This is a genomic window from Comamonas sp. SY3 (genome assembly GCF_041730275.1).
Lineage (GTDB): Bacteria > Pseudomonadota > Gammaproteobacteria > Burkholderiales > Burkholderiaceae_C > Comamonas > Comamonas sediminis.
Map to the genome: position 1 here is coordinate 201,362 of NZ_JBGTYN010000007.1, position 15,137 is coordinate 216,498.

The following is a 15,137-nucleotide window of genomic DNA, read 5'->3' on the forward strand; positions in this document are numbered from 1 at the left end:
TATGCTTTGCAAAAGCTGCTCTTAGGTACTCTTATTCCTCGTGCTCGCTTGCCTGACATTTGAATGTCGTCTTGAGCTTCTGATGAAAGGGGGCTGAAGATCCTATCCCTGTAGCTAGAAGATTGGGGCGAAGATCGGCAGGTAGTGTTTAATTTTCTTATGTCTTTATATTTTAATAATTTATTAATTAAAAATCGGGCTCGTCGTCCTTGTCGCTGAAATATGTTTGAGGTCGTTTTTGAGGGGTGTGCATGAATGTGTAGTCGCTTTCGTGCTTAAGAAATATGTCTAGCCCACTCTCTGTAACGCGATACGCAAAAAATTCTGCACCATCGTGATCATCTATGTCTACTGATTTTTCGATGTAACCTAGACGCAGCAGTTTGACCGCGCTAAGTGAAACTTTATGACTATGTTCGTTTTTAATTTCATTTTTAATGTGGTGGTACGAAATTCCCGAAGGATATGCTACGTGACTACTTATACACTGTGCCAAGAACTTTAAATCTACTAGTTCGATTTTATAATTTGGGGGATTTGCGGAGTGTTGGCTTGGTATATTTCCTGTGAATGACAAGCGGCGTATCGGGCCAAGTTCATGAACTCTATCTTTAATCTGTTTACATGCGGCATTTAAAGCAGAAGCCATGTCTCCATCGGTTCTATTCGGAACATAGTCAGCAGTGGTTATTCCTAATAGGTCAGACGGTAAATGCATTTCGATACCTCGGGGCTTGACCACATAGCATCTATCTCTGCCTAAAGAACCAATGAAAAGACCTAGCTCGAATACGACATTATCCCGCGCAATGTACTCTTCTTTCTTGCGTATCGTTGCCAAGTCATCCGGCGTAAAGACAAACACTGCAAAGTCGACCGCTGAGGACTTGCTTGTCAGATCATTCAATGAGTTGGATCCAAGTTTAAAAGTACCCGACCGCCACAGGGTATTCTGTGTGTCATGATCCAGGTTCAAGTTGATTGCATCGGCGACGGTCAAGCCCTCGACTGAAGACGCAATGAATAGGGATGGTTTATTCATATTGGAAAATATACTCGACTCACCACATCTTCCATTAATTTTTGATGGCTGGCGGTCACTATGTGAAAAGCTTTTTATAAAAACGCGAGGGATGTCTAACGTGGGGTGATGCCGGCCGCTAAGACTAGGTCATGCCGTTCTTAGATGCTTCGACGATCAATGAGCTTCCTCCAGTTTTCCGGACGATATGCTTAGCTTATATAGCTTTGCTCGAAGTTGACTGGGCTAAGGAATGCTAGCTTTGATGCATCATGCAGCGAGTTGCAGAAACTCTCAATGTAATTGAACACGTCGGATCGGGCTTCTTCCTTGTCCGGTAGACCGTACGGCTCAGCCGTTCGATCCTCATCAATGAGAATAAGCTCTCTATTGTGGCGTTGTTACGGCATTCGCCGCATGACAGTTGATTGAAGAGCTGTGCGACACTCTGGGAACGATTGAATGATTTGATGAGTAGGGGGTACAAATGCATGCCTTTGACGAACTAGCAGAGCACGGTATGGAGTTTAGCTTGACCGCGCTTAATGAGGCATACGATACGGTAGTTGAGGCGCTGGAGACGAGCGCTGAGACCCGACTGGTAAAGGCTTTACAGATGGTGCAACTGCAGAAGGCTGTCCTAGCGGTTGGAATGTTTTCGATCTTCGAAGCCATGCTGCAAGATTGCTTGAACTGCCAAGATGGTTTTCGTAAGGCTGTCTCTCTGCTGGATGCCAAGGGCGAGACTGCATTGAAAGAGACGTTCAGTGATATGTACCTCGCGATCAACGTGCTGAAGCATGGTCGAGGACGCAGCTACGACGAGCTGGTAAGCAAAGCTACAGCTCTGCCGTTCAGGGTGAAGCTGCCCCACGAGAACGTCTTCAACGAGGGAGACGTTTCCGAGGTATCAACGCTCATCGACGTAGATGATGCATTTGTCCGCCGTTGCGCATCAGTCATTCGTGAGGTCTCCGTAGTTTTGGCTTGAACAAGTGCGATACCGGGTCGGACTGCTCCCGGTGTCGCCAAACGCGAAGTACCCCGCAAAAAACCGCAGGAGAAACTGAACATTGCTGGAAACTGATCTTTCCTGAAGTGGAGAAAGTTGAATAGCCCCGGCGTATCTGATGTCGCTGCTTGTTCTTTCCCGTTAAGGAGCAGAGATAGAGGCTCTCCTCGATTAGAGAGTAAATTCGCCGTAGACCCTCTCCTTTGAAAGCACCTCACTTATGCCTTTGTATGTGGCTCACTTCATCATGAAGGAGGAAAATCTTTGGCTGAACAATCAACCGCCGTACCAAGTTCTTCGCAGTGAAGAGCATCACTTTCTCGCATTGCATATGTTCGCAGCCGGCGACCCAGAGGCGGCATACAGCCGTGCTTTGGACATGCTCCCTGGCTTGAGCAATGCGAACCACGAAGGGCCCGGCGATCGAACACATTTCGAAGCGGTTGGTATCTTCGATCTCGACGAAGTGTTCGTCGCTGAGGATCTTTCAACCAACCTGAACGACATCTATGGTGTTGATATTGGGGTGTTGGACATTGAGGAACTGCTGCATAAGCGATCTAGGGCCAAGCATGAGTTGCGCCTCTTCAAATATCAGACGGGCGTCGCTGCCACCGTAGCGAGTTAGCAATCTTCCCTGAATCCGCTGGACCACTTAGCACGCCGCGTGCAGTATTGGCGCATATCTCTAACGCGCCCGCAGTCCACCCCTCACCCCAACGCCGTATCCAACACCATCATCAAAACAAACCCCACCATCAACCCCGTAGTCGCAAAAAACTCATGCCCCTTGCGGTGCGATTCCGGGATGATTTCGTGGCTGATGACGAACAGCATGGCGCCGGCGGCGAAGCCCAGGCCCCAGGGGAGGAGCAGGGCGGAGCTGCCGATGATGGCGGCGCCGGCGACGGCGCCCAGGGGTTCGACCAGGCCGGAGGCGATGCCCAGCAGGACGGAGAAGCCTCGGCTGTAGCCGACGGCCAGCAGCGCGGCGGCTACGACAAAGCCTTCGGGGACATCCTGGATAGAGATGCCGATGGCCAGCGCGTTGGCGCGCATGCCTTCATTGCCGGCGTAGCCCACGCCAATGGCCAGGCCTTCGGGGAGATTGTGCAGGATGATCGCAAACACAAAGAGCCAGGTACGGCGCAGCTGCTGGGCGCTGGCGCCTTCGCGGCCTTTGATGAAATGTTCGTGGGGCAGCAGGCGGTCCATCACCAACAGGGCCATGCCGCCCAGCAGGATGGAGGTGCCGACGACGCCGCCAGCAGCCCAGGCGCTGCCGCCAAAGATATTCGAGGCGCGTGCAGCATCCAGTGCGGGGATGACCAGCGAGAACGCGCAGGCGGCCAGCATCACGCCGGCGCCAAATCCAAACAGGGTGTCCCGTGTGCGTTCAGACGGGCGCTGGGCCAGCAGCACGGGCAGGGTGCCCAGCGCAGTGGCCAGCGCGGCCATGCAGCCGCCCAGCAGTGCGTTGCGCACCGATGGCTCGTTTTTAAGGCCATCCCAGATGAGCGCGCCGAGTGCAAATACCCCCAAACCACAGATCAGCAGACCGATACGCGTTCGCAGCTTGAGCGCCGGTTTCGGCGCAGCGCTGGCGGTGCTGCGCGATGCGTCATCGCGCGGATCGGGCTGGTTGTCCATTTCCATCGGTTGGTGGCCTGGGGTCATGTGCGTGCTCGCGTGCTCAGTGGGGGAATGGCTTATTGGCCCAGCGCTGCGGCGTACTTGCGGGCAACGACGCCCCAGTCCACCACATTGTAGAAAGCGGCAATGTATTCAGGGCGGCGGTTTTGGTACTTCAGGTAGTAAGCGTGCTCCCACACATCCAGGCCCAAGATCGGGGTGTTGCCCGAGCCAATGCCCTTCATCAGTGGCGAGTCCTGGTTGGCGCTGCTTTCCACGGCCAGCTTGCCTCCAGGCGTTACCGTCAGCCAGGCCCAGCCGCTGCCAAAACGGCTCAGTGCGGCCTTGGTGAAGGCATCCTTGAACGCCTCAAAACCACCCAGGTCGGCATCGATGGCCTTGGCCACATCGCCTTGGGGCAGGCCGCCGCCGCTGGGCGACATCACTTCCCAGAACAGGCTGTGGTTGGCGTGGCCGCCGCCGTTGTTGCGCACAGGCAGGCGCAGCTTCTCGGGCAGCGATTCCACCTGGGCCACCAGCGCTTCGATGGGCAGGTTGGCGAACTCGGTGCCTTCAACCGCTGCATTGAGGTTGTTCACATAGGTTTGGTGGTGCTTGCTGTAATGGATCTCCATCGTCTGGGCGTCAATGTTGGGCTCCAGGGCATCGTAGGCATAGGCCAGCTTGGGGAGGGTATAGGACATATCGTGTGTCAGTCGTTGGGTGGAGAGCAGTGGGTCAATGCCGGTGCGGCGGCTGTCAGTGCAGCAGCGTGCCCGGCGGCGGGTTGCCCGAAGGCATGGAAACGCTGTGGGCCTGCCGCTACATGGCATCCTCGCGCTCGCGGGCGGCGCAGCGGTTGTGGTGCTCGTTCAAGGCGGCAAAGGTGTGGTGCAGGTGCTTGCAGGCGGCCGATCGCAGATCGGCGCTGGCATGGTCGTCGCGCGTCAAGGCCAGCAGCTGGTGGTGCGCGCAGTGGATGCACTCGCCGGCCGATACCGGCTGGCTCAAGGTGTTGAAGCAGTCGGCCAGGTTCAGGTGCGCGACCACAAAGGCGGCGAGGCGGTCATCGGCGCAGACGCCGGCCGGTGCATCGTGGAACAGCTGGTGCGCCACGCGCAGCGCATGCTCATGCCAGGCCAAAGCTTGCTCGGGGCGGTTGTCGCGGCTGGCTTCCACGCCGGTCTGGGTCAGGCGTTCCCATTCGCGCAGCAGCAGCGGGCCCGATACGGAGGACGGAAAACGTGAGCTCATCGCTGCTCCTTAGCGGGCACGCTGGCCGCCGTCATCACCCAGGCGTGCGATGCCTTGGCGGTTTCTGTGAGGACAAAGGCCTGGGGGTCTTCCAGCAGGCAGGTGGTGCCCAGGCGCTTGCACTGGTCGTGGTCGCGCCAGTAGCCGCCGTGGCTGATGCAGCCCGTCTGGCAGATCACCAGGTTGGCGGCATGCTGGCCCAGCTCCTGCAAATAGGCATCGGGTGGCGGCTGGGGCACGGTGGCCACTTCCATCGTCGCGGCCGGGTCCACACAGCGGCGCACCGCCGTAACGGCCGCGCGGTTGGCGATGGCCGACAGGTGGCGCAGCCGGTCCTCGCGCTCCCAGATGAGGGCGCTGTCGCGCATGATGACCTGGGCCCGCAGCCGGGTGACCTGGGCGCGCAGCGCCTTCACTTCAGCACGCAGGGCTTCGACCTGGGCCGTGCAGCGCGCTTGCAGTGCAGCATAGTGGCGCAGCATCACACCGTGCTCCTGCACCAACGGATGGATGTCACTGTCTGGGTTTGGCACGGTGGGCTCGCCTCCACGGAATCAACGGAAAACACTTTGCTCGGCATCAAGGCAGCATCAAATGAAACCATAATAAATGAGAATCGTTTCTATTCGCAAACTCATTTGTGTATGGCCTGCCAGTTAGCAGTGGAATAGCGCTATCGGTTGAACGAGCCATAGGGCCGGAAGGGGCGATGTGCATAGAACGTGTTTACGATCTCTACGCAGCCGCGTTGGAGTGCAATCGGGATGAGTTCGAAGGGCTGGTTCGCAGCTTGCACCGGGGTGCAAGCAAGAGCCAGCGCGAAGAAATCGCCCGATTTCACTCCAACCCATAGGGACAGGGGTTTTGCGGGCGGTCTGCGGCGTTGCAGCCCTTGCCAATAGCGGGCTATTGGCTGCGGACTGCGCCTAGCATCCCATCCCGCAAAACCGCTGTCGCGGCGCGAGGAGATCGTAAACACGTTCTTAGATAGAATGACTGTATAAAAATACAGATAAGCTATCACTAACAATCGTCGTGTCCATCCCCATGCTGGCCCCCCATCGCTACTACTACCTGCACAACTTCGAGCGCGCGCTGCAGTGGTTGGGGCAGCGCTATGGCGATGTGCTGGATGCGCAGGAGCAGCAGTTTCTGGCGGACTTTGCGCAAGCCCCGATGCAGTCGCAGGCGCTGATGGTGCGCATGCTGATGCGGCGCGGGCCCTGGTTCCGCGCAGACAAGCTGATGTACGACGAAATCCCCGATGTGCATGCCGCCGCGCAGCCTTTGCTGGCGCTGGGCTGGATCGATGCCGATGCCGACATGGCCCTGGCCGAGCTGTTTGCGCTGCACACCAAGCCCGAGCTGCTGCAGATTTTTGCCAATGCCGGCTTGGCGCGCTCGCTGCGCAAGGCGGACATGCTGGCCCAGCTTGCGCAATGGGCGCAGCCGTCTGATCCAGGTGCCGAGCAAGCAGCCGAAGAGAAGCTGCAGCCTTACCACCGCTGGCACCCCCAGGCCGAGCATGCCGCCTGGCGCGTCACCATCGCTGAGCTGGCCGAGGGCCTGCGCCTGATGTTCTTTGGCAATCTCCACCAGGACTGGTCAGAGTTTGTACTGGCCGACCTGGGCATCTTCAAGTACGAGACGGTGGCGTTTGATGCGCAGTCGCGCGCGTTTCAGACCCGTGCCGATGTGCAGGGCTACCGCCAGTTGCAGCAGTGGCGCCAGGCGGTGGATGAGGACGAAGACCGCCAGGCCTTGATGGATGCGCTGGCCGCCTGGCGCAGCGCCAACCCCTGGCTGCAGCAGCGCCATGCCAAGGTGCTGCTGCGCCTGGGCCAGGCCTGCGAGCGCAGCCAAAGCTGGGCGCTGGCCGAGCAGGCCTACGCCGCCAGCCCCTACCCGGGCGCGCGCCACCGCCGCATGCGCGTGCTGGAACGCATGGAGCGCTTTGACGAAGCCCTGGCCCTGGCCAGCGCCGCCGCGCAGCAGCCCGAGAGCGATGAAGAAAGCCAGCGCCTGGCCCGCATGCTGCCGCGCCTGCGCCGCCACCTGGGCCAGCGCAGCGCCAGCCGCCGCGCGCTCAAACCCGAGGTGGCACAGCTGCGCGAGGATGTGGCGCTGGACCGGGTGCTGCGCATGCCACGCATGGCGCAGGGTGGGGCGGCGATGGATGCGCTGAGCGATGCGGCTGCTCTGGAGGCCGCCTTGCGCGCTGGCGAAGCGCTGGATGCCACCGAGGCCACCGAAGGCCTGCGCCTGATGCCGGTGGAATACGCGTTGCGCGACCACTGGAACCGCGACGATGCACCGGTGTTTTATGTCGAAAACGCGCTGGTCAACTCGCTGTTTGGGCTGCTGTGCTGGCCGGCGATTTTTGCGCCACTGCCGGGGGCGTTTTTTCATCCGTTCCAGGCGGGGCCGGCCGATGTGTATGCGCCCGATTTTGTCGCGCGGCGTGCGGCGCTGTTTGGCGCTTGCCTGGCCATGCTCGATGACGGCAGCTATGCCGATGTGATCCGCCAGCGCTTTGCCGACAAGGCCGGCCTGCAGTCGCCGTTTGTGTTTTGGGGCACGTTGACTGAGGCACTGCTGGCGCATGCGCTGGCCTGCATACCGGCGGCGCACCTCAAGCTGCTGTTCCAGCGCCTGCTCGGCAATCTGCAGGCCAACCGCACGGGCTTTCCCGACCTGGTGCGGTTCTGGCCGGCGGAGCGGCGCTACCAGCTGGTGGAAGTCAAAGGCCCGGGCGACAAGCTGCAGGACAACCAGATCCGCTGGCTGGAGTACTGCGCCGCCCATGGCATACCCGTGGGCGTCTGCCATGTGCAGTGGCGCGAGGCCGGCGCATGAGCTACACCGTGGCGGTGCGCGCCTTGTGCGAGTTCACCGCCCGCGCGGGGGATCTGGATCTGCGCTTTACACCGGCGCCATCGGCGCTGGAAGGCATCGAAGGCCATGGCCTGGTGCGCGCCCGGCGGGGCGCTGGCTATGAGGCGGAACTGCGCCTGGCAGGCAGCTTTGAAGACCTGCAGGTGCGCGGCCGTGCCGATGGCTTTGACCCGGCCCTGGGTCAGCTCGAAGAAATCAAAACCTACCGGGGCCAGATCGACAGCGTGCGCGATAACCACCGCGCGTTGCACTGGGCGCAGGCCAAGGTCTACGGCCATTTGCTGTGCCTGGAGCGGGGCCTGCCCAGCTTGAAGGTAGCGCTGGTCTACTTCAACGTCGGCACGCAGCAGGAGACCGTGCTGGCCGAGCCCTACAGCGCTGCCGAGCTGCAGGCGTTTTTTGAGCAGCAGTGCCGCTTGTTTTTGGACTGGGCGCGCAGCGAGGCCGCGCACCGCAGCGCGCGCGATGCGGCGCTCACGGCGCTGCGCTTTCCGTTTGCGCAGTTCCGCAGCGGGCAGCGGGCGCTGTCGGTGGCGGTGTACCGCACCGCGCAGGCAGGCTTGCAGGCGGGCAGCGGCAGCTGCCTGATGGCGCAGGCACCCACCGGCATTGGCAAGACCGTGGCCACGATCTTCCCCATGCTCAAGGCCAGTGCGGCGCAGGGGCTGGACAAGCTGTTTTTTCTGACTGCCAAGACCACCGGCCACCGGCTGGCCTTGCATGCGCTGGGCCTGTTGCAGACGGCGCTGCAGGGCCAGACGGGCGCGGTGCCGCTGCGCGTGGTCGATCTGCAGGCGCGCGACAAAAGCTGCGAGCACCCGGACAAGGCCTGCCATGGCGAATCCTGCCCGCTGGCCCGGGGCTTTTACGACCGCCTGCCCGCCGCCCGCGCTCAGGCGCTGGCGCAAGAGCCGATGCTGACGCCCGACAAGGTGCGCAGCCTGGCGCTGCAGCACCAGGTCTGCCCCTATTACCTGGCCCAGGAGCTGGCGCGCTGGAGCGATGTGGTCGTGGGCGACTACCACTACTTTTACGACAGCGCCGCCATGCTGTATGCGCTGACCCAGGCCCACCAGTGGAAGGTGGGCGTGCTGGTGGACGAGGCCCACAACCTGCTTGAACGCGCGCGCCGCATGTACACGGCCGAGCTGCCGCAGCACACCCTGGCTGCGGCGCGCAAGGCGGCGGCCGGCCCGGTCAAGAAATCGCTGGATGCCTTGAACCGCCAATGGAACGCACTGAACAAGGCCCAGCAAGAGGGCGGGCAGGACTACCAGGTCTACCCCGAGCTGCCGCCCGGCCTGCTGGGCGCCGTGCAGCGCGCCGTAGCCGCCATTGCCCAGGCCCAGGGCGACAGCCCCATGCTGCCCGGCGATGCGGTACTGGGCTTTTACCTGGAAGCGCTGTCGTGGCTGAACCTGGCCGAGCAGCTGGGGCCGCATGCGCTGTTTGATACCAGTTTGTGGCGCAGCGCAACGTCCGGCCGCCGGGGGCCGATGTCCACGCTCTGCATCCGCAATGTCGTGCCCGCACCGCACCTGGCTGCGCGCCATACCGCTGCCTGCGCCACGGTGCTGTTCTCCGGCACCCTGGGGCCGCAGGCCTTCTACCAGGATCTGCTGGGCCTGCCGCCCGCCACGCAGTGGGTGGATGTGCCCTCGCCCTTCCAGGCCGCGCAGCTGCAGGTGCAGATTGCCGGCCATATCTCCACCCGCTACCAGGACCGGGCGCAGTCGCTGGCGCCAATTGCCGAGCTGGTCGCGGCGCAGTTTGCCCGCCAGCCAGGCAACTACCTGTGCTTTTTCAGCAGCTTTGACTATTTGCAGCGCGCCGCCGAATGCATGCAGCGCCTGCACCCGCAGCTGCCGCTGTTCTGCCAGACCTCGGCGATGGACGATGCCGGGCGCGCCGCGTTTTTGGCGCGCTTTGACGAGGCCGGGCAGGGCATTGGTCTGGCAGTGCTGGGCGGGGCGTTTTCGGAAGGGGTGGACTTGCCGGGCAACCGGCTGATTGGCGCCTTTATCGCCACCCTGGGCCTGCCCCAGGTCAACCCCATCAACACACACATGCAGCGGGCCATGGCCCAGCGCTTTGGCGCTGCCAAGGCCTATGACTACACCTACCTCTACCCGGGGCTGCGCAAGGTGGTGCAGGCTGCCGGGCGGGTGATTCGCAGCGAGGACGACCGGGGCGTGGTGGTGCTGATCGACGACCGCTTTCACCGCGCCCACGTGCGCGCGCTGCTGCCAGGCTGGTGGGCGCCGCAAAAGCTGTAGCGCAGGGTTTGTCTCAGAGGGTGTTAGGGGTTTCTGTACCAAATTTCCCATCACTTAAGGCACTGTAAGAAAATACGGGCCTCTATGCCGATCCACGCCTTTTCCTTCTCGCCCCTGCGCCCTGTGGCCGGGGCCGCTGCGCTGCTGTGCGCCTTGTCCGCCGCTGCACAAACGGCACCCGAAACACCTTCCACTCCTGAAACCCCCGCTGCCGAAGCCACGTTGCCGACTGTGTCGGTGCGCTCGGCTGTTGGCACCGCTGACCTGCTACAGCTGCCGGCCTCGGCCAATGTGGTGGAAGGCCGCGAGCTGCAGGATCGGCAGATGCAGGTCAACCTGTCCGAAGCGCTGGGCAGTGTGCCCGGCCTGACCCTGAACAACCGCAACAACTATGCCCAGGATCTGCAGCTGAGCGTGCGCGGCTATGGCGCGCGCTCCACCTTTGGTGTGCGCGGCGTGCGCCTGTATGTCGATGGCATACCGGCGACGATGCCCGATGGCCAGGGCCAGACCTCGAATGTCGATATCTCCAGCCTGGAGCGGGTGGAGGTGCTGCGCGGCCCGTATTCGGCGCTGTACGGCAATGCCTCGGGGGGAGTGCTGAGCTTTTACACCGAAGACCCGCAAGGCCCCCTGAAGCTGGAGACCGGCGCGAGCGTAGGCAGCGATGGCCAGCAGCGCTACAGCCTGAAGGCCAGCGGCCAGACCGATGGCGGCATGGGCTATGTGCTGAGCACCAGCCGCTTCATGACCGATGGCTACCGCGAGCACAGCGCCGCCGACCGCAACCTGCTCAATGCCAAGCTGGTGATTCCGCTGGCGCATGACGACAAGCTGACCCTGGTGGCCAACCACGCCCGGGGCGATGCGCAGGACCCGCAGGGCCTGACCATGGCGCAGTGGCAGGCCGATCCGCGCCAGGCCAGCAGCGTGGCCGACCCGTACAACACGCGCAAATCGCTGGAGCAGCAGCAACTGGGCGCCACCTATGACCTGCGCATCAACGCCCGGCAAAGCCTGAGCCTGTCGGCCTACTACGGCCACCGCAGCATGCTGCAGTACCAGTCCATCCCCAAAGCGCCGCAGCTGGCGCCGGGCCACGCCGGCGGCGTGATCGACATGGCGCGTGACTATGCCGGTGCCCGCCTGGTCTGGGTGGGTGAGTTCGACACCATTGTGCCGCTGCAGCTGAGCGCGGGGCTCGACCTGCAGCAGATGACCGAAGACCGCCAGGGCTACGAGAACTTTGTCGGCAACACCTTGGGCGTGCGCGGCCAGCTGCGCCGGGATGAGAAAAACAAGGTCAGCAGCACCGACCCCTTTGTGCAGGCGCGCTGGCAACTGGCCCCCCGCTGGAGCCTGGACACCGGCCTGCGTTACAGCCGCGTGCGCTTCAGCTCGGACGACTACTACATCACCCCCGGCAATGGCGACGACAGCGGCAGCAGCCGCCACAGCAAGCTGCTGCCGGTCGCTTCGCTGTCGTACCAGCTCAGCCCCCAGCAGACGGTGTACGCGAGCGTGGGGCGCGGCTTTGAGACGCCAAGCATCACCGAGATGTCCTACCGCAACAGCGGCTCGGGCCTCAACACCGATCTGCGGCCCACCAGCAGCACGCAGTGGGAGCTGGGCTACCGCCAGCAGCTGCGTGGCGATGCGCTGCGCGGGCTCTGGAGCGCGGCGCTGTTCCAGTCGCACAGCAGTGATGAGATCGTGACCGACCAAAGCGCCGGCGGCCGCACCACCTACCGCAATGCCGGCAAGACCCGCCGCCAGGGCGTGGAGCTGTCGGCCCAGCTGGACCTTGTGCGCGACTGGCAGCTGCGCGCCGCCTACACCTGGCTGGATGCCCGCTTCCGTGAGGATTCGGGCAGCGGCATGGCCGGCCAGCGCCTGCCCGGCCTGGCCCGGCACAACGCCTACCTGGGTGCCGACTGGCACTTTGCGCCAGCCTGGACGGTCGGCATGGGCGTGCAGGCCAGCTCCAATGTGCAGGCCAACGATGCCAACACCCAGGCCGCCCCCGGCTATGCCACCACGGCCCTCAGCCTGGGCTACCGCGCACAGATCGCCCCGCGCTGGACCCTGGCCGCGTTTGCGCGGGTCAACAATGTGTTCGACAAGCACTACATCGGCTCGGTCATCGTCAACGACGGCAACCAGCGCTATTTTGAAAGCGCGATGGGGCGCAACTGGGCCAGTGGCGTCAACGTCAGTTACCAGTTTTAAGCCGTTCCCTTCGCTATTGCCCTCCGGGATGCTTATCCACCGCTTGCTGGTGCATGGCGCGGGGGCATAGGGCCAGCCGGTAAAATCCCCGGTTTTGCGGGCTGGCCGCCGGCTGTAGAGCCCAGGCCCTGCGCTTGCCGCAAACCCCGTTTTTAAAACCACCCGCCTGCGCTGCGCAGCTGCCCCGGCCCTGACCGCGCAGCGCCACAGCGCCCTGGCGGGTGTCTGTTGGTGCCTCCATGAACAACACCCCCCCATCTTTTTTCAGCCGTATCGCCATTGCGATCGGCAGCTTCTTTGCCATTCTGGGCAATGGCCGCCTGGCGGCCGATGTGCAGCGCGTGCGTGGCGGTGAGCGCCTGGCAGCCGATGTGCCACCCCAGGAAGTGCGTGTCGAAGTGCCGGTCGAGAAGATCGTCGAAGTCCGCATTGAAGTGCCGGTCGAGAAAATCGTCGAGAAGACGGTAGAGAAGCGGGTCGAAGTGCCCGTGGAAAAGCTGGTCGAGAAGCTCGTTGAAAAAACCGTGCAGCTGCCCACCGAGACCGCTGCTTTGCAGCTGCTGGGCCTGCTCCAGCGCGAGGCCCGCTTTGTCGACTTTATCCAGGAAGACGTAGCGCCCTACACCGATGCCGAGATTGGCGCCGCCGCCCGCGTGGTGCACGAAGGCTGCCGCAAGGTGCTGCGCGAGCACTTCGCGCTGGCCCCTGTGCGTGCCGAGGCCGAAGGCAGCCGCATCACCTTGCAGGCCGGCTTTGATGCCGCAGCCGTGCGCCTGACCGGCAATGTCGTGGGCCAGGCCCCGTTCACCGGCACGCTGGGCCACCGGGGCTGGCAGGTGACCGAGGTCAAGCTGCCGCAGCTGACCGACACCGCCGCCGCCAAGGTGCTGGCCCAGGCCGAAGTGGAGCTGTAAACCATGCAAGCACCAGCCCAATTCAGCATCGGTATCGACCTGGGGACCACGCACTGCGCGCTGTCCTATGTGGACAAGAGCGCCAGCGATGGCGACCACCTGGTCCAGCATGTGCTGGCCATCCCCCAACTCACGGCGCCCGCCAGCATCGAGGCGCGGCCGCTGCTGCCGTCGTTTTTGTACCTGCCCCATGAGAGCGAGCTGAGCGCCGCCGACATGGCGCTGCCCTGGGGCGCGCAGCAGGATTTTGTCGTGGGCGAGTTTGCCCGCTCGCGCGGCGCGGCCACGCCGATCCGCTTGGTCTCCAGCGCCAAGAGCTGGCTGTGCCACCCCGGTGTGGACCGCCGCAGCCCGCTGCTGCCGGCCGATGCCCCGGCCGAGGTGCACCGCGTCTCGCCGCTGACCGCCTCGATCCGTTACCTGTCGCACCTGCGCTGGGCCTGGGAGCAGGCTCACCCGGAGGCACCGTTCGACGCGCAGGACATCACCGTCACCATTCCCGCATCCTTTGACCCGGCCGCGCGCGAGCTGACGGCCGAGGCCTGCAAGGCGGCCGGCTTTCAAAAGCTCAGCCTGCTGGAAGAGCCGCAAGCCGCGCTCTACAGCTGGATCCAGGCCAGCGGTGGCGGCTGGCGCAAGCAAGTGCAAAGCGGCGATGTGATTCTCGTCGTGGACGTGGGCGGTGGCACCACCGACCTGTCGCTGATCGCCGTGCTGGAGCGCGATGGCAACCTGGCCTTGCAGCGCGTGGCCGTGGGCGAGCACATCCTGCTGGGCGGCGACAACATGGATCTGGCGCTGGCCTATGCCGTGGCGCGCAAGCTGGCGCAAGAGGGCAAGCAGCTCGACGCCTGGCAAACCCGCGCGCTGGCCCATGGCTGCCGCGCCGCCAAGGAGCAGCTGCTGTCCGATGAGGCCCTGCAATCCGTACCCGTGGTGGTGCCCAGCCGGGGCAGCAAGCTGATCGGCGGCAGCATCCGCACCGAGGTGACCCGCAGCGAAGTGCTGGCCACCCTGGTCGAAGGCTTCTTCCCCCAAGTCGCTGTCAGCGACAGGCCCATCAGCCGCGCGCGTGGCGCGCTGACCCAGCTGGGTCTGCCCTATGCGCAGGATGCTGCGGTCACCCGCCACCTGGCCGCCTTCCTGTCGCGCCAGGCCGGTGTGACCGAGCAGATCGACGGCCTGCAGGGCACCCAGCCCGAAGGCGCGAGCTTTCTGCACCCCACCGCGATCCTGTTCAACGGCGGCGTGCTCAAGGCCCCGCAGATTGAGCAGCGCATCACCGAAGTGCTGAACAGCTGGCTGGCCGCCGAAGGCGCTGCCCCCGCACGCCTGCTGGACGGCGCCAACCTGGACCTGGCTGTGGCCCGTGGCGCTGCCTACTACGGCCATGTGCGCGAAGGCCGGGGTGTGCGCATCCGTGGCGGCACCGCGCAGTCCTACTACGTCGGCGTCGAGTCCAACATGCCGGCGATCCCTGGCATGGAGCCTCCCATGTCTGCGCTGTGCCTGGCACCGTTTGGTATGGAAGAGGGCAGCGAGGCGGCGCTCGATACGCAGGAGTTCGGCCTGGTCGTGGGCGAGCCGGTGCGCATGCGCTTCTTCGGCTCCAGCGTGCGCCGCAGCGACACCGTTGGCACGATGCTCGATTTCTGGGGCCCCGAAGAATTGCTGGAGCTGCAGGAGATCGAGCTGAACCTACCCGCCGAAGGCCGCGCCAATGGCGAGGTCGTCCCCGTCACCCTGCATGCCCGCGTGACCGACATCGGCACCCTGGAGCTCAATGCCGTGCCCGTGGGTGGCAGCGAGCGCTGGAAGGTGGAGTTTGATGTGCGGGCGCAGACGGCGGCGGAGCAGTAAGCGGCAGGCCGTTGCAATGCAGCGGCCACTTTGCCTATAAAAAA

12 protein-coding genes are annotated in these 15,137 nt (G+C 63.2%); 7 read left to right on the forward strand and 5 right to left on the reverse strand.

Annotation, left to right across the window (positions count from 1 at the left end):
• Window positions 1-187 precede the first annotated feature (187 nt).
• A complete protein-coding gene (locus tag ACCQ08_RS11945; protein WP_373449900.1) occupies window positions 188-1,042 on the reverse strand; it encodes a TIR domain-containing protein in 855 nt (284 codons plus the stop codon).
• Window positions 1,043-1,508: 466 nt separating this feature from the next.
• Between ACCQ08_RS11945 and ACCQ08_RS11950 the strand changes: the two genes are divergently transcribed.
• Both ACCQ08_RS11950 and ACCQ08_RS11955 read left to right on the forward strand, forming a co-directional pair.
• Complete coding sequence (locus ACCQ08_RS11950) at window positions 1,509-2,012, forward strand: hypothetical protein (RefSeq protein WP_373449901.1); 504 nt, start codon at window positions 1,509-1,511, stop codon at window positions 2,010-2,012.
• Window positions 2,013-2,253: 241 nt separating this feature from the next.
• Window positions 2,254-2,661 (forward strand): hypothetical protein, encoded by a 408-nt coding sequence (locus ACCQ08_RS11955; protein WP_373449902.1) that lies wholly within the window; start codon window positions 2,254-2,256, stop codon window positions 2,659-2,661.
• A gap of 83 nt (window positions 2,662-2,744) precedes the next feature.
• On the opposite strand, the gene ACCQ08_RS11960 is transcribed toward ACCQ08_RS11955, so the two are convergent.
• The 4 genes from ACCQ08_RS11960 to ACCQ08_RS11975 form a co-directional block, all read right to left on the reverse strand.
• The gene (locus ACCQ08_RS11960) at window positions 2,745-3,683 is read right to left on the reverse strand and encodes a ZIP family metal transporter (protein ID WP_239812771.1); all 939 of its coding nucleotides are present in this window, start codon (window positions 3,681-3,683) and stop codon (window positions 2,745-2,747) included.
• 59 nt (window positions 3,684-3,742) lie between these two features.
• Entirely contained in the window at window positions 3,743-4,369 is a 627-nt protein-coding gene (locus tag ACCQ08_RS11965) for a superoxide dismutase (protein WP_373449903.1), read from the reverse strand.
• Window positions 4,370-4,487: 118 nt separating this feature from the next.
• A complete protein-coding gene (locus tag ACCQ08_RS11970) occupies window positions 4,488-4,919 on the reverse strand; it encodes a hypothetical protein (protein ID WP_373449904.1) in 432 nt (143 codons plus the stop codon).
• Window positions 4,916-5,401, reverse strand: a complete 486-nt coding sequence (locus ACCQ08_RS11975) for a hypothetical protein (protein WP_373449932.1) — start codon at window positions 5,399-5,401, stop codon at window positions 4,916-4,918. The genes ACCQ08_RS11970 and ACCQ08_RS11975 overlap by 4 nt, the downstream gene beginning before the upstream one ends.
• 565 nt (window positions 5,402-5,966) lie before the next feature.
• Between ACCQ08_RS11975 and ACCQ08_RS11980 the strand changes: the two genes are divergently transcribed.
• From ACCQ08_RS11980 to ACCQ08_RS12000, 5 genes are all read left to right on the forward strand, one after another.
• The gene (locus ACCQ08_RS11980) at window positions 5,967-7,775 is read left to right on the forward strand and encodes a VRR-NUC domain-containing protein (RefSeq protein ID WP_373449933.1); all 1,809 of its coding nucleotides are present in this window, start codon (window positions 5,967-5,969) and stop codon (window positions 7,773-7,775) included.
• Window positions 7,772-10,090, forward strand: a complete 2,319-nt coding sequence (locus ACCQ08_RS11985) for an ATP-dependent DNA helicase (protein ID WP_373449905.1) — start codon at window positions 7,772-7,774, stop codon at window positions 10,088-10,090. The genes ACCQ08_RS11980 and ACCQ08_RS11985 overlap by 4 nt, the downstream gene beginning before the upstream one ends.
• Window positions 10,091-10,174: 84 nt before the next feature.
• Complete coding sequence (locus ACCQ08_RS11990; protein WP_373449906.1) at window positions 10,175-12,319, forward strand: TonB-dependent receptor family protein; 2,145 nt, start codon at window positions 10,175-10,177, stop codon at window positions 12,317-12,319.
• Window positions 12,320-12,558: 239 nt separating this feature from the next.
• Complete coding sequence (locus tag ACCQ08_RS11995) at window positions 12,559-13,233, forward strand: DUF2760 domain-containing protein (RefSeq protein ID WP_133857494.1); 675 nt, start codon at window positions 12,559-12,561, stop codon at window positions 13,231-13,233.
• Between the two features lie 3 nt (window positions 13,234-13,236).
• Window positions 13,237-15,093, forward strand: coding sequence for an Hsp70 family protein (locus tag ACCQ08_RS12000; RefSeq protein ID WP_373449907.1), 1,857 nt, complete (start codon window positions 13,237-13,239; stop codon window positions 15,091-15,093).
• The last annotated feature ends 44 nt before the right edge of the window (window positions 15,094-15,137 follow it).

Bases quoted from the DNA above. Each gene is read 5' to 3' on its own strand.
- ACCQ08_RS11945 (WP_373449900.1), bottom strand. From the start codon at position 1,042: ATGAATAAACCATCCCTATTCATTGCGTCTTCAGTCGAGGGCTTGACC.
- ACCQ08_RS11950 (WP_373449901.1), top strand. From the start codon at position 1,509: ATGCATGCCTTTGACGAACTAGCAGAGCACGGTATGGAGTTTAGCTTG.
- ACCQ08_RS11955 (WP_373449902.1), top strand. From the start codon at position 2,254: ATGCCTTTGTATGTGGCTCACTTCATCATGAAGGAGGAAAATCTTTGG.
- ACCQ08_RS11960 (WP_239812771.1), bottom strand. From the start codon at position 3,683: ATGGACAACCAGCCCGATCCGCGCGATGACGCATCGCGCAGCACCGCC.
- ACCQ08_RS11965 (WP_373449903.1), bottom strand. From the start codon at position 4,369: ATGTCCTATACCCTCCCCAAGCTGGCCTATGCCTACGATGCCCTGGAG.
- ACCQ08_RS11970 (WP_373449904.1), bottom strand. From the start codon at position 4,919: ATGAGCTCACGTTTTCCGTCCTCCGTATCGGGCCCGCTGCTGCTGCGC.
- ACCQ08_RS11975 (WP_373449932.1), bottom strand. From the start codon at position 5,401: ATGCTGCGCCACTATGCTGCACTGCAAGCGCGCTGCACGGCCCAGGTC.
- ACCQ08_RS11980 (WP_373449933.1), top strand. From the start codon at position 5,967: ATGCTGGCCCCCCATCGCTACTACTACCTGCACAACTTCGAGCGCGCG.
- ACCQ08_RS11985 (WP_373449905.1), top strand. From the start codon at position 7,772: ATGAGCTACACCGTGGCGGTGCGCGCCTTGTGCGAGTTCACCGCCCGC.
- ACCQ08_RS11990 (WP_373449906.1), top strand. From the start codon at position 10,175: ATGCCGATCCACGCCTTTTCCTTCTCGCCCCTGCGCCCTGTGGCCGGG.
- ACCQ08_RS11995 (WP_133857494.1), top strand. From the start codon at position 12,559: ATGAACAACACCCCCCCATCTTTTTTCAGCCGTATCGCCATTGCGATC.
- ACCQ08_RS12000 (WP_373449907.1), top strand. From the start codon at position 13,237: ATGCAAGCACCAGCCCAATTCAGCATCGGTATCGACCTGGGGACCACG.